22 protein-coding genes are annotated in these 18374 nt (G+C 56.0%); 3 read left to right on the top strand and 19 right to left on the bottom strand.

What is annotated here, in order from left to right; translation table 11 throughout:
- Nucleotides 1-4: 4 nt before the first annotated feature.
- The 6 genes from AC2D8U_RS00830 to rlmN all read right to left on the bottom strand — a co-directional run bounded on the left by AC2D8U_RS00830 (nt 5) and on the right by rlmN (nt 5961).
- Nucleotides 5-622: a YfgM family protein gene (locus tag AC2D8U_RS00830; protein ID WP_484617137.1), complete on the bottom strand. Its 618-nt coding sequence runs from the start codon at nt 620-622 to the stop codon at nt 5-7.
- Between the two features lie 10 nt (nt 623-632).
- A complete protein-coding gene (hisS, locus tag AC2D8U_RS00835) occupies nt 633-1910 on the bottom strand; it encodes a histidine--tRNA ligase (protein WP_484617138.1) in 1278 nt (425 codons plus the stop codon).
- Between the two features lie 74 nt (nt 1911-1984).
- Nucleotides 1985-3100: a flavodoxin-dependent (E)-4-hydroxy-3-methylbut-2-enyl-diphosphate synthase gene (ispG, locus tag AC2D8U_RS00840; protein WP_484617139.1), complete on the bottom strand. Its 1116-nt coding sequence runs from the start codon at nt 3098-3100 to the stop codon at nt 1985-1987.
- Nucleotides 3101-3106: 6 nt separating this feature from the next.
- Complete coding sequence (locus AC2D8U_RS00845) at nt 3107-4042, bottom strand: RodZ domain-containing protein (protein WP_484617140.1); 936 nt, start codon at nt 4040-4042, stop codon at nt 3107-3109.
- Nucleotides 4042-4812 (bottom strand): type IV pilus biogenesis/stability protein PilW, encoded by a 771-nt coding sequence (gene pilW / locus AC2D8U_RS00850; RefSeq protein ID WP_484617141.1) that lies wholly within the window; start codon nt 4810-4812, stop codon nt 4042-4044. Before pilW ends, AC2D8U_RS00845 begins: the two co-directional genes overlap by 1 nt.
- Nucleotides 4813-4842: 30 nt before the next feature.
- Nucleotides 4843-5961 carry a dual-specificity RNA methyltransferase RlmN gene (gene rlmN, locus AC2D8U_RS00855; RefSeq protein ID WP_484617142.1) on the bottom strand — a complete coding sequence of 373 codons (1119 nt, stop codon included), beginning with the start codon at nt 5959-5961 and terminating at the stop codon, nt 4843-4845.
- Nucleotides 5962-6128: 167 nt separating this feature from the next.
- Between rlmN and AC2D8U_RS00860 the strand changes: the two genes are divergently transcribed.
- On the top strand, nt 6129-7214 hold the full coding sequence (locus tag AC2D8U_RS00860) for a CNNM domain-containing protein (protein WP_484617143.1): 1086 nt from the start codon (nt 6129-6131) through the stop codon (nt 7212-7214).
- Nucleotides 7215-7278: 64 nt separating this feature from the next.
- Here AC2D8U_RS00860 and ndk read toward each other — a convergent pair whose 3' ends face one another.
- The 12 genes from ndk to trmJ form a co-directional block, all read right to left on the bottom strand.
- Complete coding sequence (gene ndk, locus AC2D8U_RS00865) at nt 7279-7710, bottom strand: nucleoside-diphosphate kinase (RefSeq protein ID WP_484617144.1); 432 nt, start codon at nt 7708-7710, stop codon at nt 7279-7281.
- A 146-nt stretch (nt 7711-7856) separates the two neighbouring features.
- On the bottom strand, nt 7857-8390 hold the full coding sequence (locus AC2D8U_RS00870) for a hypothetical protein (RefSeq protein WP_484617145.1): 534 nt from the start codon (nt 8388-8390) through the stop codon (nt 7857-7859).
- 225 nt (nt 8391-8615) lie between these two features.
- On the bottom strand, nt 8616-9398 hold the full coding sequence (locus AC2D8U_RS00875) for a tryptophan 2,3-dioxygenase (RefSeq protein ID WP_484617146.1): 783 nt from the start codon (nt 9396-9398) through the stop codon (nt 8616-8618).
- Nucleotides 9399-9564: 166 nt separating this feature from the next.
- The gene (gene iscX / locus AC2D8U_RS00880) at nt 9565-9765 is read right to left on the bottom strand and encodes a Fe-S cluster assembly protein IscX (protein WP_484617147.1); all 201 of its coding nucleotides are present in this window, start codon (nt 9763-9765) and stop codon (nt 9565-9567) included.
- 29 nt (nt 9766-9794) lie between these two features.
- Nucleotides 9795-10136: an ISC system 2Fe-2S type ferredoxin gene (fdx, locus tag AC2D8U_RS00885; RefSeq protein ID WP_484617148.1), complete on the bottom strand. Its 342-nt coding sequence runs from the start codon at nt 10134-10136 to the stop codon at nt 9795-9797.
- A gap of 9 nt (nt 10137-10145) precedes the next feature.
- A complete protein-coding gene (gene hscA, locus AC2D8U_RS00890) occupies nt 10146-11996 on the bottom strand; it encodes a Fe-S protein assembly chaperone HscA (RefSeq protein WP_484617149.1) in 1851 nt (616 codons plus the stop codon).
- 17 nt (nt 11997-12013) lie between these two features.
- Nucleotides 12014-12529 carry a co-chaperone HscB gene (gene hscB / locus AC2D8U_RS00895; RefSeq protein WP_484617150.1) on the bottom strand — a complete coding sequence of 172 codons (516 nt, stop codon included), beginning with the start codon at nt 12527-12529 and terminating at the stop codon, nt 12014-12016.
- Nucleotides 12530-12538: 9 nt separating this feature from the next.
- A complete protein-coding gene (gene iscA, locus AC2D8U_RS00900) occupies nt 12539-12862 on the bottom strand; it encodes an iron-sulfur cluster assembly protein IscA (RefSeq protein ID WP_484617151.1) in 324 nt (107 codons plus the stop codon).
- Between the two features lie 14 nt (nt 12863-12876).
- Nucleotides 12877-13260, bottom strand: a complete 384-nt coding sequence (gene iscU / locus AC2D8U_RS00905) for a Fe-S cluster assembly scaffold IscU (protein WP_484617152.1) — start codon at nt 13258-13260, stop codon at nt 12877-12879.
- A 77-nt stretch (nt 13261-13337) separates the two neighbouring features.
- A complete protein-coding gene (locus AC2D8U_RS00910) occupies nt 13338-14552 on the bottom strand; it encodes an IscS subfamily cysteine desulfurase (protein ID WP_484617153.1) in 1215 nt (404 codons plus the stop codon).
- Nucleotides 14553-14600: 48 nt separating this feature from the next.
- A complete protein-coding gene (gene iscR, locus AC2D8U_RS00915) occupies nt 14601-15077 on the bottom strand; it encodes a Fe-S cluster assembly transcriptional regulator IscR (RefSeq protein WP_484617154.1) in 477 nt (158 codons plus the stop codon).
- Between the two features lie 348 nt (nt 15078-15425).
- Entirely contained in the window at nt 15426-16175 is a 750-nt protein-coding gene (gene trmJ, locus AC2D8U_RS00920) for a tRNA (cytosine(32)/uridine(32)-2'-O)-methyltransferase TrmJ (protein ID WP_484617155.1), read from the bottom strand.
- Nucleotides 16176-16399: 224 nt separating this feature from the next.
- On the opposite strand from trmJ, the gene suhB reads away from it, so the two are divergent.
- Entirely contained in the window at nt 16400-17203 is an 804-nt protein-coding gene (gene suhB / locus AC2D8U_RS00925) for an inositol-1-monophosphatase (RefSeq protein WP_484617156.1), read from the top strand.
- 424 nt (nt 17204-17627) lie between these two features.
- Nucleotides 17628-18047 carry a phosphate-starvation-inducible protein PsiE gene (locus tag AC2D8U_RS00930; protein ID WP_484617157.1) on the top strand — a complete coding sequence of 140 codons (420 nt, stop codon included), beginning with the start codon at nt 17628-17630 and terminating at the stop codon, nt 18045-18047.
- Here the strand turns inward: AC2D8U_RS00930 and AC2D8U_RS00935 are convergent.
- A complete protein-coding gene (locus tag AC2D8U_RS00935; protein ID WP_484617158.1) occupies nt 18044-18283 on the bottom strand; it encodes a YecH family metal-binding protein in 240 nt (79 codons plus the stop codon). The two genes, AC2D8U_RS00930 and AC2D8U_RS00935, sit on opposite strands and share 4 nt — an antisense overlap.
- Nucleotides 18284-18374: the final 91 nt, after the last annotated feature.

Consider the following 18374-nt stretch of genomic DNA (forward strand, 5'->3'; position numbering starts at 1 on the left):
CCCTTTATCCGGCTTGCGCCAAGTCGTCCAGTTTGATCTGCAGTGCTGGGCTGGTGGCAGCACCACCGGCATCCACTGCAGACTGATAGGCATCACGGGCCGCAGCCAGATCGCCTTGCTGCATCAGCACGTCGCCAATCAGCTCATCGCGCTGGGCGGCGAAGGCATCGTTGTTGATCCCACCCAGGGTGGCCTTAGCCGCGTCCAGGTTTGACTGGGCCTTCTGCACCCGGGCCAGGCGTAGCTGAGCCAGAGGCTTGGTGGCATTATCCAGCTTGCTCACTGCGTCGCCAAGCAAGGCTTCGGCCTGGGCCAGATCGCCCGCTTCCGCGGCAGCACGGGCCTGAAGCAGATCCGCCAGGGCGTTATAGCCTTTGTCTCCATGAGCGGCACGGAAGGTAGCAGCGGCGGCCGTCAGACGCTCGGCATCCTGCTGCTCAAGCAAGGCAGCAAACGCTTCGGAGGCCTGCTCACGCTGAGTCTCCTGATGCTCCTGATAGTATTTCCAACCAAACAGGCCACCCAGGCCCAGCACAGCGCCGCCAATGATGGACACGCCATACTCTTTCCAGAAACGCTTGATCGCTTCAACTTGTTGTTCTTCAGTGTTGTAAAGTTCCACAACGGTCCCCTTAAGACTTTACCAACGACGCCAACTCTTCGGTCAGCGCGTCTTTGGACAGCTGACGCTGTTCACCGCCACGCAGCGGTTTCACGGTCACCAATCCTTGTTTCAATTCATCTTCACCCAAGATCAGTGCCAGCTCGGCACCACTCTTGTCGGCGCGCTTCATCTGTTTTTTGAAGTTACCGCCACCGCAGTGGGTCATCACCTTAAGCCCTGGCACGTCACGACGCAACTCCTGGGCCAACTGCAGTGCGGCAGCCACCGCACCGTCACCCATGGCACACAGGTACACGTCTGCGACGCGGGGCAGGTTGTCAAATTTGCCCAAGGTGTCCAGCAGCAATACCAGGCGTTCAATGCCCATGGCAAAACCCACCGCCGGGGTATCCTTGCCACCGAGTTGATCCACCAGAGTATCGTAACGACCACCGGCCAGTACGGTTCCTTGGGAGCCAAGACTCTCTGTGACCCATTCGAATACGGTACGGTTGTAGTAATCCAAACCGCGAACCAGACGAGGGTTGACCGTGTATTCGATGCCTGCAGCGTGCAACAGTTCACACAGAGTTTCAAAATGTTGCTTGGATTCGTCGCCCAAGTATTCCATCAGCGTCGGCGCATCGGCCAGCAGGGACTGAACCCCCGCATCCTTGGAGTCCAAAACACGCAGAGGGTTGGAGTGCAGACGGCGTTGGCTGTCTTCATCCAGCTTGTCGACATGCTGCTCAAGGAAGGCGACCAGCGCCTCTTTATAGGCGGCACGCTCGTCACTGTTGCCCAGGGTATTGAGCTCGAGGCGAACATGATCGGCCATACCCAGCTTGTCCCATAAGGCGGCAGACATCATCAGCACTTCGGCGTCGATGTCCGCACTGCCCAGGCCATAGACCTCGACACCAAACTGGTGGAACTGGCGGTAACGCCCCTTCTGCGGACGTTCGTGGCGGAACATGGGCCCCATGTACCACAGGCGCTGCTCCTGGTTGTACAACAGGCCGTGCTGGTTACCGGCACGAACGGTGGAGGCAGTGCCTTCCGGCCTGAGGGTCAGTGAATCACCGTTACGGTCTTCGAAGGTGTACATCTCCTTCTCGACGATGTCGGTTACTTCACCGATGGCGCGCTTGAACAACCCCGTCATCTCGACGATGGGGGTCCGGATCTCCTGATAACCAAAGCTGGCCACCAAGTCACGCAGGGAGGATTCAACCACTTGCCATTTGGCGGTATCCGCCGGCAGGCAGTCATTCATACCGCGGATCGCTTGGATCTGTTTTGCCACAATAAACCTGTCTAGATCTAATAAGTTTCGATTAGGGGTCGAAGCGCCCGACCATGCCGGGCGTCGGAGAAAGATTAGGCGTCCTGTTCCTTGACGTCGATGCGCTGCTGTTTGAGCAGGATCTCACGGCGAATATGACGCTCCAGTTGATCTACCAAATCATCATTGTCCAGCCGCTCCTTTTGACGCTCACCGGCGATGTACAAGCCACTCTTACGATTGCTGCCGGCCAGGCCCAGATCGGAGATCAAGGCTTCGCCCGGACCATTGACCACACAGCCGATAATGGACACGTCCATTGGCGTGATCACGTCTTCGAGGCGCTGCTCTAGGGCATTGACCGTACCAATCACATCAAACTCCTGGCGGGAGCAGGAGGGACAGGCAATAAAGTTGATGCCCCGGGCACGGATCCGCAGACTCTTGAGGATATCGAAGCCGACCTTGACCTCTTCCACCGGATCGGCCGCCAGAGAAACCCTCAGAGTGTCGCCAATCCCCTCGGACAGCAGCATGCCCAGGCCGATGGCGGATTTCACCGAACCGGCACGAGCACCACCGGCCTCGGTGATCCCCAGATGCAGGGGCTGAACAATCTGTCGAGCCAACTGGCGATAGGACTCTACGGCCAGAAACACATCGGAGGCCTTCACACTGACCTTGAACTGATCGAAGTTCAGGCGGTCGAGGATCTCGACATGACGCATGGCCGATTCCACCAGCGCGGCAGGGGTTGGCTCGCCATACTTTTCCTGAATATCCCGCTCCAATGACCCGGCATTGACACCAATGCGGATCGGGATGTTCTTATCCCGCGCACAATCGACCACCGCACGAATGCGGTCTTCCCGACCGATGTTACCCGGATTGATGCGCAGGCAATCCACGCCGTACTCCGCCACCTTCAAGGCGATGCGGTAATCGAAATGAATGTCTGCGATCAGTGGGATCTGGGTTTGCTGCTTGATCAGCTTAAACGCCTCGGCAGCCTCCATGGTTGGTACACTGATCCGCACCATGTCGGCACCAGCCCGTTCGATCGCCTGGATCTGAGCTACCGTGGCCGCCACGTCCGTGGTGCGAGTGTTGGTCATGGACTGGACCGAGATGGGGGCATCGCCCCCAACAGGGACATTGCCCACCATGATCTGGGTCGACTTGCGTCGTTTAATCGGGGATTCCTGATGCATGTTCCGTTACTGAGGTAGAGTCAGGCGCGCCACGCGTCCGGCGCGGAAAGAGGAGAGATCGACCGCCTCGCCATTGAACTCGAGGTCGACGGCTTCCGGTGCACCCAGACGCAGGCTGAAAGGTGCCTTACCCACCAGCTCGGTGCGGAAACCCGGTGATTTCAGGCCTTCAAGCAGAACCTGACCATCGGCGTCTTGAACCAGCATCCAGCAATCGGCTTTCAGCACCACATTCAAAGCGTCCGTTTTGATTGCGTCGGAAACCGGCTGCGGCTCCTCGTCAATCTTGGTCACTTCGGGCAGTTGTACCGGCACAGCCACTTCTTTTACTTCGGCTTGCTTAACAACAGGTTGTGCTACGGCTGGCTGCTCTACGACAGGCTCATCAATAATCGGCTCGGCAACCTCAACGGCCTCGGCCTGCTCGACCAACGCCTCGTCTTGCTCGAGCTCTGGCAGTTGCTCCGGCACAATCGGTTGCTCAACCTCAGCCTCAACGATCTCTGACGGCTGAGCCGGTTGTTCGGTCGGTTGAATATCATCGCTGTTACCAAACATGGCCCAGAGGATGGCACCGCCAATCCCCAAACCAATGATCCAGCTGATCAGTGTCCAACGACTGTCGTGCTTTTCACGATGAGTACGGCCGGAAAAACTCTGCATGGTCTTGGTCGGCTCTGGCCTATGCAGGGCATTCAACGCATCATTCAGACGTTGCTCATCCAGCTCCACCAGCCGACCATAGTTACGAATGTAACCACGGATATAGGTAATGGACATGTCAGCTTCAAAGCTGTCTTGCTCAATGCCAACCACAACCGAATGACGCAGATTCAGACTCTGCGCCACCTGTTCAGTGGACAATCCGGCACGCTCGCGAGCGGCCTTGAGCATGGGACCGGGCGTATCCGGTCTCTTTTCGTGTTCTAGTTCGTCAGTCATCAGTAATACTTCATTCGGTACGTTTTCGCCTGTTCCGAGCCAGGGTACTTTGCTAGCAATAATACCCCATAGCGACGGGCCGCATCAGTATTCTGAGCGCCAATTTCCAACTCCACCGCCAGCAACAAGCTGGCCGCGGACTCATATCCATATTGGTGGTATCGCTCAAGAAAGCTTCGGGCTGTTACCCAGTGCTGTTGAGCAAAGTGTAATTCTGCCACTTCCAACAGGGCAACGGCTCGGCGAGGATCATAATTGAGAGCCCGCTCAAAGTAAGCCACTGCCTTGTCGGACCAACCAGCCTTCTGAGCGCACAGACCCAGATTTTCATAGGTCTGGCTCATACGTATGTAACCGGGTGTGCCTACCGCGCGATTCAGCCAACGATCGGCATCTTGGTAACGCTGCTGACGACACAGGAAGACACCATAGTTGTTCGCGGCATCGGCACTGTCATCGGCCTCTTTAACGGCACGACGGTAGTACTCTTCAGCACGCTGAAGATCTTTCACCGTATCATAGTAATACGCCATCGCCAGCAAGGCTTCGCCCAGAGCAGGGGCATGTCCCAGCGCTCGCTCCAGGTTGTACTTGGCCTGCTCGTTTTCACCCCGTTCCAGATAAGCCAAACCCAGCGATACCCGATTCCGCGCGGCTGCCAACGCATCGTATGGGATCTCTGCTACCTGAGTGTTGGTGCCACTGTAGGTAGTGCTTTGAACGCAGCCAACCAGCAGACCTGCCAGCGCAGCGAGGCACAATTGTTTCATCTGTCCCTTGATGATATGTCAAACAAAGACTTAGCGCATTGTGACTGAAATACTGTTCTCTTGCATGCGTTTTTTCAGCAAGCGCTTGGTGCGATCGCGCACGTCACCCACCAACTGACCACAGGCCGCATCAATGTCGTCACCTCGAGTTTTGCGTACGATCACCGTCAAACCGTAATCCATCAATACCTTGGAAAAGCGATCGATACGGGAGTTAGAACTCTTACCGTACGGGCTGCCAGGATAGGGATTGAAAGGGATCAGGTTGATCTTGCAAGGCGTGTCCTTCATCACCTTGGCCAACTCATGCGCCTGCTCCATGCTGTCATTAATATGATCCAACATGACGTACTCAACGGTGACGCGCCCTTTATTGGCCAGGGACTTGCCCAGATAACCCCTCACAGATTCGAGGAACATCTCGATGTTGTACTTCTTATTGACCGGTACCAACACATCACGCAGTTCATCATTGGCAGCGTGCAGGGAGATCGCCAGGGCCACGTCGATCTGATCACCTAACTTGTCCAGGGCGGGAACGACACCCGAAGTCGAAAGGGTAACGCGACGCTTAGACAGACCAAAACCATAATCATCCAGCATGATCTTCATGGCCGGAACCACATTGGTCATGTTCAGCAGCGGTTCTCCCATCCCCATCAATACCACGTTGGAAATGGGACGTTCACGGATATCACCATTGAGGCCCAGGTAAACAGCGACGCGCCACACCTGACCGATGATCTCGGCCGTAGTCAAGTTCCGGTTAAACCCCTGCTGGGCAGTCGAGCAGAAACTGCACTCCAAGGCACACCCAACCTGAGAGGAGATGCACAGGGTAGCCCGATCGGCCTCCGGGATATACACGGTCTCGACCTGCTGGCCGTTCCCCACATCGATGGCAAACTTGATGGTGCCATCGGCAGAGTGTTGGCTGGTTGCGATCTCCGGCGCCTTGATCTCGGCGCGCTCCTTGAGTTTGCCACGGAGAACCTTGTTGATGTTGGTCATCTGATCGAAATCACCACAACCAAAGTGGTAAATCCACTTCATCACCTGATCGGCACGGAAGGGCTTTTCACCCATTTCGGTGAAAAATGCGCGCAACCCGTCTCGATCCAGGTTAAGCAGGTTGATTTTATCAGTCATTCGGATGCCTCGTCTTACCGGCCGAAAATGGCGCGCAATTGTACAGGCTCTACCGTCCCGCCGTCCAGTGCGGTGCTTCTCGGCGACTTCCTTGACTTGCCAACCCCCCTGGGCAGCCCGCTATTATGAGTCTTTAATGCCGCGCCCAAGTCAGGAGTCCTGCGGAAATGTTACTCCTCTCAGTGTATGTTCTCGTCGCCATCGGCGTCTCCTTTCTTTGCAGCATACTGGAGGCGACGCTACTGAGCATCACGCCAGCCTACGTCGCCAACCTTAAACGGGATCACCCTAAATCCGGCGGCCGCCTGGCTGCGCTCAAAGAGGACATCGAAGCCCCCCTTGTGGCGATATTGACACTCAATACCATTGCCCACACGGCCGGTGCAGCGGGGGCCGGTGCCCAGGCTGCGGCGCTATTTGGCAGTCAGATCCTGGGAATATTCTCGGCCGCCCTCACCTTTGCCATCCTGTTTTTCTCCGAGATCATCCCCAAGACTCTCGGCGCCAACTACTGGCGGCAACTGGCCCCCCTAATCGTCCGACCACTAAAGTGGCTGGTGTGGTTGACCCGCCCCTTGATCTGGCTTTCCGCCCAGATGACTCGCTGGCTGGGTAAATCCCCCCATGCCCACTATATTCGCTCCGAGATGTCTGCGATGGCCGACATTGGCGCTGAGTCAGGAGAGTTCAATAGCCAAGAATCCAGCATCCTTAAGCAGATGCTCAGCGTTCGAGAGGTGCCGGTCAGTGCCATCATGACCCCCCGCACCGTGATCCACTCGCTCCCACAAGAGATGCCACTGGGCGACTTTGCCATCCACGAAGCCCGGAAAAACTTTTCCCGGATCCCGATCTTCGATACCGATCCGGACGACATTATTGGCTACATACTGCGTTCCGATGCCCTGCTGGCTGAAAAACAGCACCCCGAGGATCCCCTCAAAAGTCTGCGACGCCCCCTGTTGATGATCCCGGAAAATGCCCGCCTGATGGCGGCCTTCGAACGTTTGCTGACCAAGCGGGTGCAGATGGCCATGGTGGTGGACGAGTATGGCAGCGTCCGGGGCCTGATCACCATGGAAGACATTGTCGAGTCATTGATGGGGCTAGAGATCGTGGATCGGGACGATCCGGCCGACGATATGCAGCAATTAGCCAAAAAACTGTGGGAGCACCGCCAGAAACAGCGAAAGTTTCGGGTCAGTGAAGACAAGCCAAAGAGACAAAGAAGCAGCGAAGACGACGACCACTAGTGAGGTACAGACTCATACCCGCACAAAAAAGGCGCCTTGCGGCGCCCTACTCCCAACCTCCGGCTTAACGAGTCCGGGGGCAGATCTCATCACTGGTAAAGAAGTACGCGATCTCACGTTCGGCAGACGCCAAAGCGTCTGAGCCATGGACCGCATTCTGATCAATACTGTCAGCATAATCGCTGCGCAGGGTACCACGGGTGGCGTCGGCTGGATTGGTCGCCCCCATGATCTCGCGGTTGGCCAGAACGGCGTTTTCCCCTTCCAGTACCTGGACCATGATCGGTCCCGAGGTCATAAAATCCACCAAGGCGGCGAAAAAGGGACGCTCCTTGTGCTCGGCGTAAAAGCCTTCCGCTTGTTCACGGCTCAGGTGAACCATTTTGCTGGCGACAATCTTCAGATCCGCGGCTTCAAAACGGCTGTAGATGGCACCGATCAGGTTTTTTGCAACCGCATCCGGCTTCACAATAGAAAAAGTACGCTCAATGGCCATTGTCCACTCCATGTTGTTATCAGGACGGCTATCCTGGCGCGGATTATATGGCATTTAAAAGCAAAAATCCCACACAAGTCACACGCAACACTGGTTGAGATGGATTCATGTCACGCATCGGTCAAATTACAAGCTAACACAAGGGGTTAGCGTGCGTACTTTACGCCAACCCAGGCACAATGCTTATCACAACAACGACGATAACGGCTGACGAAGCCAAGATCACAAGCTATGGCCATCAAGCTGCGTAACTTGTCGCTATTGTCAGGGCCCTCTGGAAGCACCAGCATCAGGCGACCACCATTGCCCAGGCGACGCCAAACCGAATCGATCAAGGGTTCGAAAGGTTCATTGAGCCCATCGGGAAGAATAATCACGGCATCACACTGCTGCGGTTCGGCACTGGGACCGGGCTGACACAAGCTCACTTGAGGGTAGGGGGAACCAAATTCCACATGACTGACATTAGAGTCCTGCTCTTGAAGCAGGATTGAGATCTTACCCTGCTCACCAACATTGCTGGTCAGATTACTCAAAACGTCGGCGCCCGGACGACCAAAGATCATCACATGTTCATTGCGTTTCAGGTTGAGTTTGCGAAGCAAAAAACGCGACTGCCATTGGCTGGTCGCGGACGTGGCTACTGGGCCCGTCGAGATACTGCGGACGATTTGCGTCATGGGGGTCACCGCATATGGAAGTTTGTCTTTCGTTACCAAGCCCGCTGCACCGCTTGTAAGAACAAGACTACATTTAGCCAGGCGACATTCTGTTGACAAACATAAAATGATTGTCTAGCAATTGAAAGCCCCAAAGTGACACTTTTTGTACAGCAATGGCACACTCCCCCCTGATTGCAACATGGATCACAGCTTTAGCAAACTCCACACCTATCGCTTAAGTTTTTATAATTGACTGCGCAGCTCCCACAAATCGGGGAATATGCACTGATGCAGAGTCGCACGCAGATAATTAGCCCCAGCCGAGCCGCCACTTCCAGATTTTGAGCCTATGGTGCGCTCAACCATTTTGACATGCCGGTAACGCCACTCCTGTAACCCTTCGTCCAGATCAACCAGCAGCTCCGCAATCAGATTGATCGGCGGGTCTTCACTCAGGATCCTCAGCAACTGACCCTGACGCACGTCACTGGTGTCGTAAATTAACCCCCTCTGTCGATCCACGACGACTGGCTCAATCGGGTGACCACGACTGGCGACCAGTTCAATAAAGGCTTGCCACAGGGTGGGTTCTTTCTTGCGTTTTTGCAGACGTTGGTAGTGTCTAGGTAGATCGCGCTGCAGCGCCTGGGACTCCTGACCGTGTACGCCGCACAAGATCTCCAATTCACGAAACTGCCAGGACTGGAAACCGCTGGAACTTTTCAAGAACAGCCGAAAACTGTTGAACTCCATCGGTGTCATGGTCTCAAGAATGTCCACCTGACCCACCAGAGTCTTCAATATGGTCAGGATCCGCCTGAGGGTCTTGGCACTGGACCAGATCTCTCCGGTACGCAACTTGGGGATCAGGGCGTCCGCCTCGTGCAGGATCTGTTTGAACCAGAGTTCATAGGTTTGATGGATGATGATAAACAGCATCTCATCGTGCTCTTCAGGATCGGATTGAAGTTGTTGTAGGGATAGAAGTTCATCCAATTTCAAGTAACTGCCATAGGTGAGGGGCATGATTCACTCCATAGAGACGCTGTCCACTCCAACTGTATGCCGTAACAGCCAATGCGACCAGGGCGAACCTTGCTCCATCTCCGTGCTCCTGTGGTACGTGACGATGCCATGGCTACCACAACAAAAACGGCACCCTTGGGTGCCGTTTTTCTGCTCGGAAGCATCACTAATCCATCTCATCGATCCAGGCCTGCTGGATCGCTTCGAGAATGCGTTCGCCGCAGTGGTTGGGATCATCATCAAACGTTTCCAGGGCCAGGACCCAGTCACGCAACTCCATAAAACGCAGTTGGGTCGGATCCTGCTCCGGATGGCACTGTGCCAGCTCCACGGCAATATCCTGTACATCGGTCCATTTCAATCCCATGACACCCTCCTGCGGCCTATTAGCTGTACTTAGTGATGTTTTTCCGAAGCCAGGTTGACGGTATAGCGCGGAATGTCGATCACCAGATCTTCATCCGCCACCTTGGTCTGGCAGGAGAGGCGGGACTCAGGCTCCAGGCCCCAGGCCTTATCCAACATATCGTCTTCCAGCTCGTCGCTCTCTTCCAGCGAATCGAAGCCTTCCCGGACCACCACATGACAGGTGGTGCACGCACACACCTTCTCACAGGCGTGTTCGATATGGATCCCATTTTTCAGGGCAACATCCAGCACGGACTCACCACTTTGAGCTTCCACTTCCATGCCCTTGGGGCACAGTTCCTGATGGGGCAGGAAAATGATCTTCGGCATGATTTCCTCTTAAACGTTATCGACGGACTGGCCCGAAAGGGCGCGTCGGATGGAGAGATCCATCCGCAGGGCGGCAAATTCACCACTGGCTTTATCCAGTGCTTCGATGGCATCTTTGATCGCCTGACCGTCATCGCCCTCGCACAGAGCAGTCAGTGCCTGCATCTGCTGCGTCAGCGCATGAATTTGTTCATCGTTAAGCAGGACCTTGCCATCCTGCTCCAGGGCTTTACCCAGGCTTTCAACCACTCGACCGGCCTCAATCCGCTGCTCGGTCAGCATCCGCTTGGTAAAGTCCTCTTTGGCGTGAGTCATGGACTCCGTCAACATCTGGGTGATCTCATTCTCACTCAGACCGAAGGAGGGCTTCACCTCGATGGAAGACTGAGCCCCGGTGGTCTTCTCCATGGCCGTCACGTTGAGCAGACCGTCGGCATCCACCTGGAAGGTGACTCGCACCACGGCCGTACCGGCCGCCATCGGCGGCAGACCGCGCAACTCGAAACGGGCCAGGGAGCGACAATCCGCGACCATCTCGCGCTCACCCTGCACCACATGGATCGCCATGGCACTCTGACCATCCTTATAGGTGGTGAACTCTTGAGCTCGCGCCACAGGAATGGTGGTGTTGCGCGGGATCACCTTCTCGGTCAGCCCGCCCATGGTCTCCAGTCCCAGTGACAGGGGCAGCACATCCAGCAACAGCATATCGGCATCGGGTTTGTTGCCCACCAGAATATCGGCCTGGATCGCGGCACCAATGGCCACAACCCGATCGGGATCAATACTGGTCAGGGGTTGACGGCCAAAATAGTCGCCGATCCGCTCACGCACCGCTGGCACCCGAGTGGAACCACCAACCATCACCACTTCCATCACCTCATCGGCGTCGATCCCGGCATCCTTCAGGCAACGACGACAGGCCATCAGCGTACGCTTGATCAACGGCAAGATCAGCGCTTCAAACTGCTCGCGGGTCACCTCCCCCTGCCACGGCCCAAACTGAGCCATGACGCTGTCGGCATCGGTCAAGGCTTCTTTAACCCGGCACGCCTCATTCATCAGTTGGCGCTGCAGGGTTGGGCTGTCGGCTTCTACACCTGCCAAGGCGGCCAGGTGATCGGCCAGGAGATGATCGAAGTCGTCACCGCCCAGGGCCGAATCGCCCCCGGTAGCCAGGACCTCAAAGACCCCTTTATGCAGGCGCAAAATGGAGATATCAAAAGTGCCACCGCCAAGATCATACACGGCGATGACCCCCTCCTGGCCGCTGTCCAGGCCATAGGCGATGGAAGCCGCAGTCGGCTCATTAAGCAGACGCAACACCTTGATACCAAGCAGTTCGGCCGCATCCTTGGTGCCCTGGCGCTGGGCGTCATCAAAGTAGGCAGGCACGGTGATCACGGCACCGGACAGCTCACCGCCTAGGCTTTCTTCGGCACGGGCGATCAAGGGCCGCAACACCTCTGCGGAGATCTGAATGGCATTTTGTTCGCCACTGCGGGTGACAAACAGCGGCAGGCCATGATCCGAGCCCTTAAGTTGGTAGGGTTGCTTAGGATAGCGAGCCAACACGTCATCCAGGGACCGCCCAAGATAACGCTTGACCGAGACAATGGTATTTTGCGGGTCGGCCACCGCGGCGGCCTTGGCTGCATGGCCGGTGATCACGCCGTCGTCGGCGAAACGCACCACGGAGGGCATCCGATGCCGGCCATCGTGATCCGCCAGGGTTTCGGCCTGACCGCTACGAACGGCGGCAACGAGGGAATTGGTGGTCCCCAGATCAATGCCCACTGCCAGCTTGTGCTGATGCGGTGCGGCGCTTTGACCCGGCTCTGCGATCTGCAGTAGTGCCATAGTGTGTTATCCGATCCTTACAGTTCCCACTGCTCTTCCAGCAGTGACAGTTCCTGTTCCAGCTTGTGGACGAATTTAAGTTTGCGCACTGTATCAGCCGCATTGGCCCATTGGGTTTGGTCAAGCTGAGACTTTAGAGCGTTCATCATCTGCTTGCGCAGGCCGACAAACTCCTCCTCCAGCGCCAGGGCAGCCTCTTCCGGATCCTCGTGCTGAGACAGATCTTCGAGGGCCTCACGCAGTTCCATCTGCTGCATCAGGAAGTGGGGGTCTTTGATGGTCGCCGTCTCTCCACGCAGTTCAATGCCATGGAGGTGCAGCAAATATTCGGCGCGATTCAGCGGAGATTTCAGGGTTTCGAAGGCGTCATTGATCTCGGCGGTCTTTTGCATCGCCAGCATGCGATCCCTATCGGAGCCGGCGGCAAAATTGTCCGGATGCACCGCCCGTTGCAACTCGCGATAACGCGTCGCCAGGGCGGCACTGTCCAGCTCAAATCCTTGCGGTAAGGCAAACAGTTCGAAGTAGTTCATGGCCGTGCCTTAGACAGTGAAGCTTTCGCCGCAACCACACTCTCCGGTAGCATTGGGATTATCAAACTGGAAGCCCTCATTCAGACCCTCTTTGACAAAGTCCACCCGCAGGCCATCCATATGGATCAAGCTCTTGGCATCCACAATCAAATTCACACCGTGGTCATCAAAGACTTCATCTCCGGGCTGGAGCTCGTCGACAAATTCCAGCACGTAAGCCAGGCCGCTGCAGCCTGAGGTTTTCAGCCCCAGGCGCAGTCCAATGCCCTTGCCGCGGTTCGCCAGATAGGATTTAACACGCTCGGCGGCGGCTTCGGTCAGGGTAATGGCCATCTACTACTCCAAGTTTACTTTTCTTGCTTGCTCTTATAATCGCTGATGGCGGCCTTGATGGCGTCCTCAGCCAGGATAGAGCAGTGGATCTTCACTGGCGGCAGGGCCAGCTCTTCGGCGATGGCGGTGTTTTTGATCTCCGCCGCTTCATCCAGCGTCTTACCCTTGACCCACTCGGTTACCAGGGAGCTGGACGCAATGGCAGAACCACAGCCATAGGTCTTGAACTTGGCATCCTCGATCACCCCTTGATCGGTGATCTTCAGCTGCAACTTCATCACATCGCCACAAGCCGGTGCGCCGACCATGCCGGTGGCCACATTCGGATCGTTTTTATCGAAAGAACCGACGTTACGCGGGTTCTCGTAGTGATCGATTACTTTTTCACTGTAAGCCATAATTTGAACTCCTTAACTGCTCCACCTGGGTGAAGCCGGGCCCACATCGCCGCTCTGGCGATGCGGGCAGAAATACCTTAGTGAGCGGTCCACTCTACCTTGGACAGATCAACACCATCCTGGAACATCTCCCAAAGCGGGGACATTTCGCGCAACTTGCCGATGGACTCGTTGATGATCTTCACCGCGTGATCCACCTCCTCTTCCGTAGTAAAACGGCCGATACTGAAGCGGATGGAGCTGTGCGCCAGTTCGTCGTTCAGACCCAGGGCTCGCAGCACATAGCTGGGCTCGAGGGACGCCGAAGTACAGGCAGAGCCGGAGGATACCGCCAGATCTTTCAGCGCCATGATCAGGGACTCACCTTCAACGAAGTTGAAGCTGACATTCAGGTTCCCTGCGGTGCGCTGTTCCAGATCACCGTTAACATAGACCTCTTCCATCTCTTTGATGCCGTTCCACAGGCGGTTACGCAGAGACAAAATGCGATCATTCTCCGTCGCCATCTCTTCGCGGGCAATGCGGCAGGCTTCACCCAAGCCAACGATCTGGTGGGTTGCCAGGGTACCGGAGCGCATACCGCGCTCATGACCGCCACCGTGCATCTGAGCTTCCAGTCGAATACGCGGTTTACGGCGCACGTACAGGGCGCCAATGCCCTTGGGGCCGTACATCTTGTGGGCGGAGATGGAGATCAGATCGATCTGCATGGTCTTCACATCCAACGGGATCTTACCGGCACTCTGGGCCGCATCCACGTGGAAGATGATCCCTTTGCTGCGACACAGCTCACCGATGGCCGCGACGTCGTGGATCACACCAATCTCGTTGTTCACGTGCATGATGGATACCAAAATGGTGTCTTCACGCATCGCCGCTTCAATACGCGCCAACGGAATGATGCCGTTAGCATCCGGCTCCAGGTAGGTCACCTCAAAGCCTTCTCGCTCCAACTGTCGGCAGGGATCCAACACTGCTTTGTGCTCGGTTTTGCTGGTAATGATGTGCTTGCCTTTCTTCTGGTAGAAATGCGCCACACCTTTGATCGCCAGGTTGTCGGATTCGGTAGCACCTGAAGTGAAGACGATCTCGCGAGGATCGGCATTAAGCAGTTCGGCCACGTTATTCCGCGCGACGTCAACCGCTTCTTCGGCCTGCCAGCCAAAACGGTGGGAACGGGATGCCGGGTTACCGAAGTTTCCGTCCAGGGTCAGATGCTGCATCATGGCTTCTGCCACACGCGGGTCCACCGGTGTGGTGGCAGAGTAATCAAAATAGATGGGGAGTTTCATAGCTTCTCCGCTTGCGAGCCGGTTACCATGGTACCGGCGAATACTACATTAGGTTGCCGACACCCGAGCACGGTGCTGGCTGCGCTCCTGTGCCTGTTCCTGGCGCAGGTTCACTACTTTCACTTGCCGATCATCCATCAGATCGGCAAGGCTGATGCCGTCAAGGAAACTGGCAATACGCTCACTCAGATCCCCCCATAGGGAGTGAGTCAGGCAACGGGCACCACCTTGGCAATTGCTCTTGCCGTGACAGCGGGTCGCATCCACCGACTCATCAACGGCATGGACCACCATGCCGACGGAGATCTCGTTGGCAGCCTTGCCCAACAGATAGCCGCCACCGGGCCCGCGCACACTGGACACCAGGCCTTGCTTACGCAGTTTGGCAAACAGCTGTTCAAGATAGGACAGAGAGATCTCTTGACGTTCAGAGATGTCCGCCAAGGGTACCGGGCCGTCTGGAGTGTGTAAGGCCACATCCAGGATTGCCGTGACCGCATAACGGCCTTTCGATGTGAGTCGCATTGCCAGTTTCCTTCCGAAATACTACCACCCAGTCTACTTACCCGACTATTTTAGTCAAGTATTAAACCTAGGAAACCAGTCAGGTATTCTGAGCTGTAACGCCCTTTACCGGGGTAAAATCAAACTAATACCCCAGCAGTGCGCAGCGGTATTTAACCCTATTGGCCAGTCGGGATCAATTGCCTTAGCGTCGCTCTGACACACCGAACCCGTCTAAAAGGCCGACAGGCCACCGAACCTGGTACCGCCAGCAAGCCCAAGGGCGCCACTTTGACCTCCCCCAAGCCTGCGTCAGGACTGCAATTACCTTCAGTGCAGCCGTTATTACCCGTTGAGCAAGAACGACTTTTATCGGTCAGTACTATCGTTTTTTCCTTTTGCTTGATCGGCCGCTCGCTCGACGGAGGTGAGGATCCCCCGCAGGATATTCAGTTCCATCACTTCGGGTCGGGCCCGGGTAAACAGCCGACGCAACTTGTTCATAATTTGACCCGGGTGAGCCTGGATGATGAAGCCGGTCCGCAATAAGGCACGTTCGAGGTGGTCATAGAAGTGCGCAGTCTGTTGAGCCGATGGGTACTCCGCCTCCGGCTCGGTCGGTTCGGCTTCCTGTGCCAAGTGGGCCATGCGGATCTCATAACTGAGCAGTTGCACCGCTTGAGCCAAGTTCAGCGAGCTGTATTCCGGGTTGGCCGGAATGCAGACGTGAAAGTCGCACATCTGCAACTCTTCATTATTCAAGCCATGATTTTCACGACCAAATACCAAGGCCACAGGGGCCGTCTGTGCCTCGGAGGCCAATTTCAATCCGGCTTCCCGTGCATCGAGCATCGGCCAGCTTAATGTGCGACTGCGTGCACTGGTACCGATCACCAGCGAACAATCAGCGATGGCACTTTTAAGATCTTCAGTCACCACCACGTCTTTGAGCACACTGGAGGCACCGGCCGCCAAGGCCATGGAGCTGCCATCGATCTCAGTACGTGGCTCAGCCAGTACCAGGCGGGACAACCCCATGGTCTTCATGGCACGGGCGGCGGAGCCGATGTTACCGGGGTGGGAGGTACCCACCAGGATAATGCGAATATTCTCGAGCATCTGCTTGGGAGTCTGGTTAGGTCAAAAAACAAGGCACGCATAGTAGCACAGACACCGTCTATGCTTGAGGCTTATCTGCCGCTGGGCGGCGCCCCCGAAGCGAGTTAGCTCGGGAAACGGAAACGAATAAGACTTGCCATGTGTTGGGGTTTTGCTAGAATCTCGCGCCTTACTGCCGGGGTCCGCCCGTGGCACCGCGTTCTTTTACATCCTGGGGTATCGATATGCATCCGATGCTGAACATCGCTGTACGCGCTGCGCGTACTGCTGGCAATGTTATTGCCCGCGCTTTTGAAGATCTGGAAAAAGTGGAAGCCGAACAGAAAGGCTTGAACGATTTCGTCACCAACGTCGATCGCGACGCCGAGCGCGCTATCATTGCGACCATTCGCAAGTCCTATCCGGAGCACACCATCATCAGCGAAGAGTGTGGCACCCAAACCGGTGAACACGACGAATTCCGCTGGATCATCGATCCCCTGGATGGCACCACCAACTTCATGAAGGGGATCCCCCACTTCGCCGTTTCCATCGCCCTGCAGATCAACGGGAAAGTTGAGCACGGTGTCGTATACGATCCTCTGCGCAACGAACTGTTCAGTGCCAGCCGTGGCGCCGGTGTCCAATTGGACAACCGTCGTCTGCGCGTCGGCAATCAGCGTGATATCAAAGGCACTGTCCTGGCGACCGGTTTCCCATTCAAACAGCGCCAGCACACGGAAGCCTACCTGGCCATCTTCAACGAGCTGTTCACCGATGTTGCCGATATGCGCCGCGCCGGCTCTGCTGCCCTGGATCTGGCCTACGTGGCCGCAGGCCGTTTGGACGGTTACTGGGAGATCGGCCTCAAGCCATGGGATTTCGCAGCCGGGGAACTGCTGGTTCGTGAAGCCGGTGGTATCGTCTCCGACTTCACCGGTGGCCACAACCACTTGCTGACCGGGAACATCGTTGCCGGTGCACCTAAGGTGACTGCGACCATCGTCAACAAGATGCGCCCGCACCTTACCGAATCCCTCAAGCGCTAAGCCTAAGGGAATCAAAAAACGCAGCCCCCGGGCTGCGTTTTTTTGTCTCTGGCATCAACCTAACAGGTTATTGATCACACCCGCCTAACGACTCTGCTCAGGACCCGGGTTACGACACAGGCGATCGATTCTGCTCACCACGAAAAACAGCATCAGGGCCAACGCCACGGCAGGGGCCGTTAACAGGCACAATACCGTCACCCACAGGTAATTCAACTGTCTTGGATGAAGCCACCTCTGGTGCCTTTTGCCGCCTTGCATCGCCCCCTCTCCCCTTCTACTCGCTCCGTCAAATTCTGGCTACCAGCGAGCCTAACGGGCCAAAAATCCGTGATCCACCACTCAGTTTACTCGATTAGCCATACTTGAGCACACTTGTTGTCCCTACACTTTGCCTTCGCAAGTGCACCTGAGAAGCATAAAAATGAATGACCTGTACCAAAAATATGGCACCAAATCGTTAAAGATCTGCGAGCATGCCATTCTTGTCCTGATCGCCCTGTCTACCCTGTTCGCCATCGGCGAAGAGGTGATGACCATCATCCGAAACGGCCGGGTCACCCTGGCCGATCTGCTGCTGATGTTCATCTACCTGGAAGTGTTGGCCATGGTGGCCAACTACGCCGAAGTCGGCAAACTGCCTATCCGTATGCCCATCTACATTGCCATTGTGGCACTGGCGCGGTACATGATCTTGGATATGAAAGCGATGGATGAGTGGCGGGTCCTGGCCGTTTCCGCTGCCGCCCTGATCCTGGCGTTCACCGTCTTGGTGATCCGCTACGGACAGATCGCCTGGCCCTATCCGAAGGAAGCGGCCGAGAAAAACAAAGCACAGGATTAATGGTTACAGACACGCGCCCGATTCAGCACATAGCCTGACTGCTCAGGCACGATCTTCTGAGCCTTAATCAAAAAGGCCAACAACGCCTCCGGTTCCTGATCCTGTAATTTACAGGTATGGAACCGGACCTGTTCACCAAAATGGCGCCGCGCCAGTTCCGTCAGTTGTACCAAAGTCAAAGGTTCGGCAGACTCCCCAATCAGAGCCAAAAATTCGTGTGCATGTACACTTGTCATGGTTACTGTCCCTCTTTTAAAGTTGCATTAATTTAGCACCTTTTGTTGGATGTAAACGCGGATCCCGATCATCTTTTTACCCAATGAGAAC

This window comes from Ferrimonas sp. YIN67, from assembly GCF_057219095.1.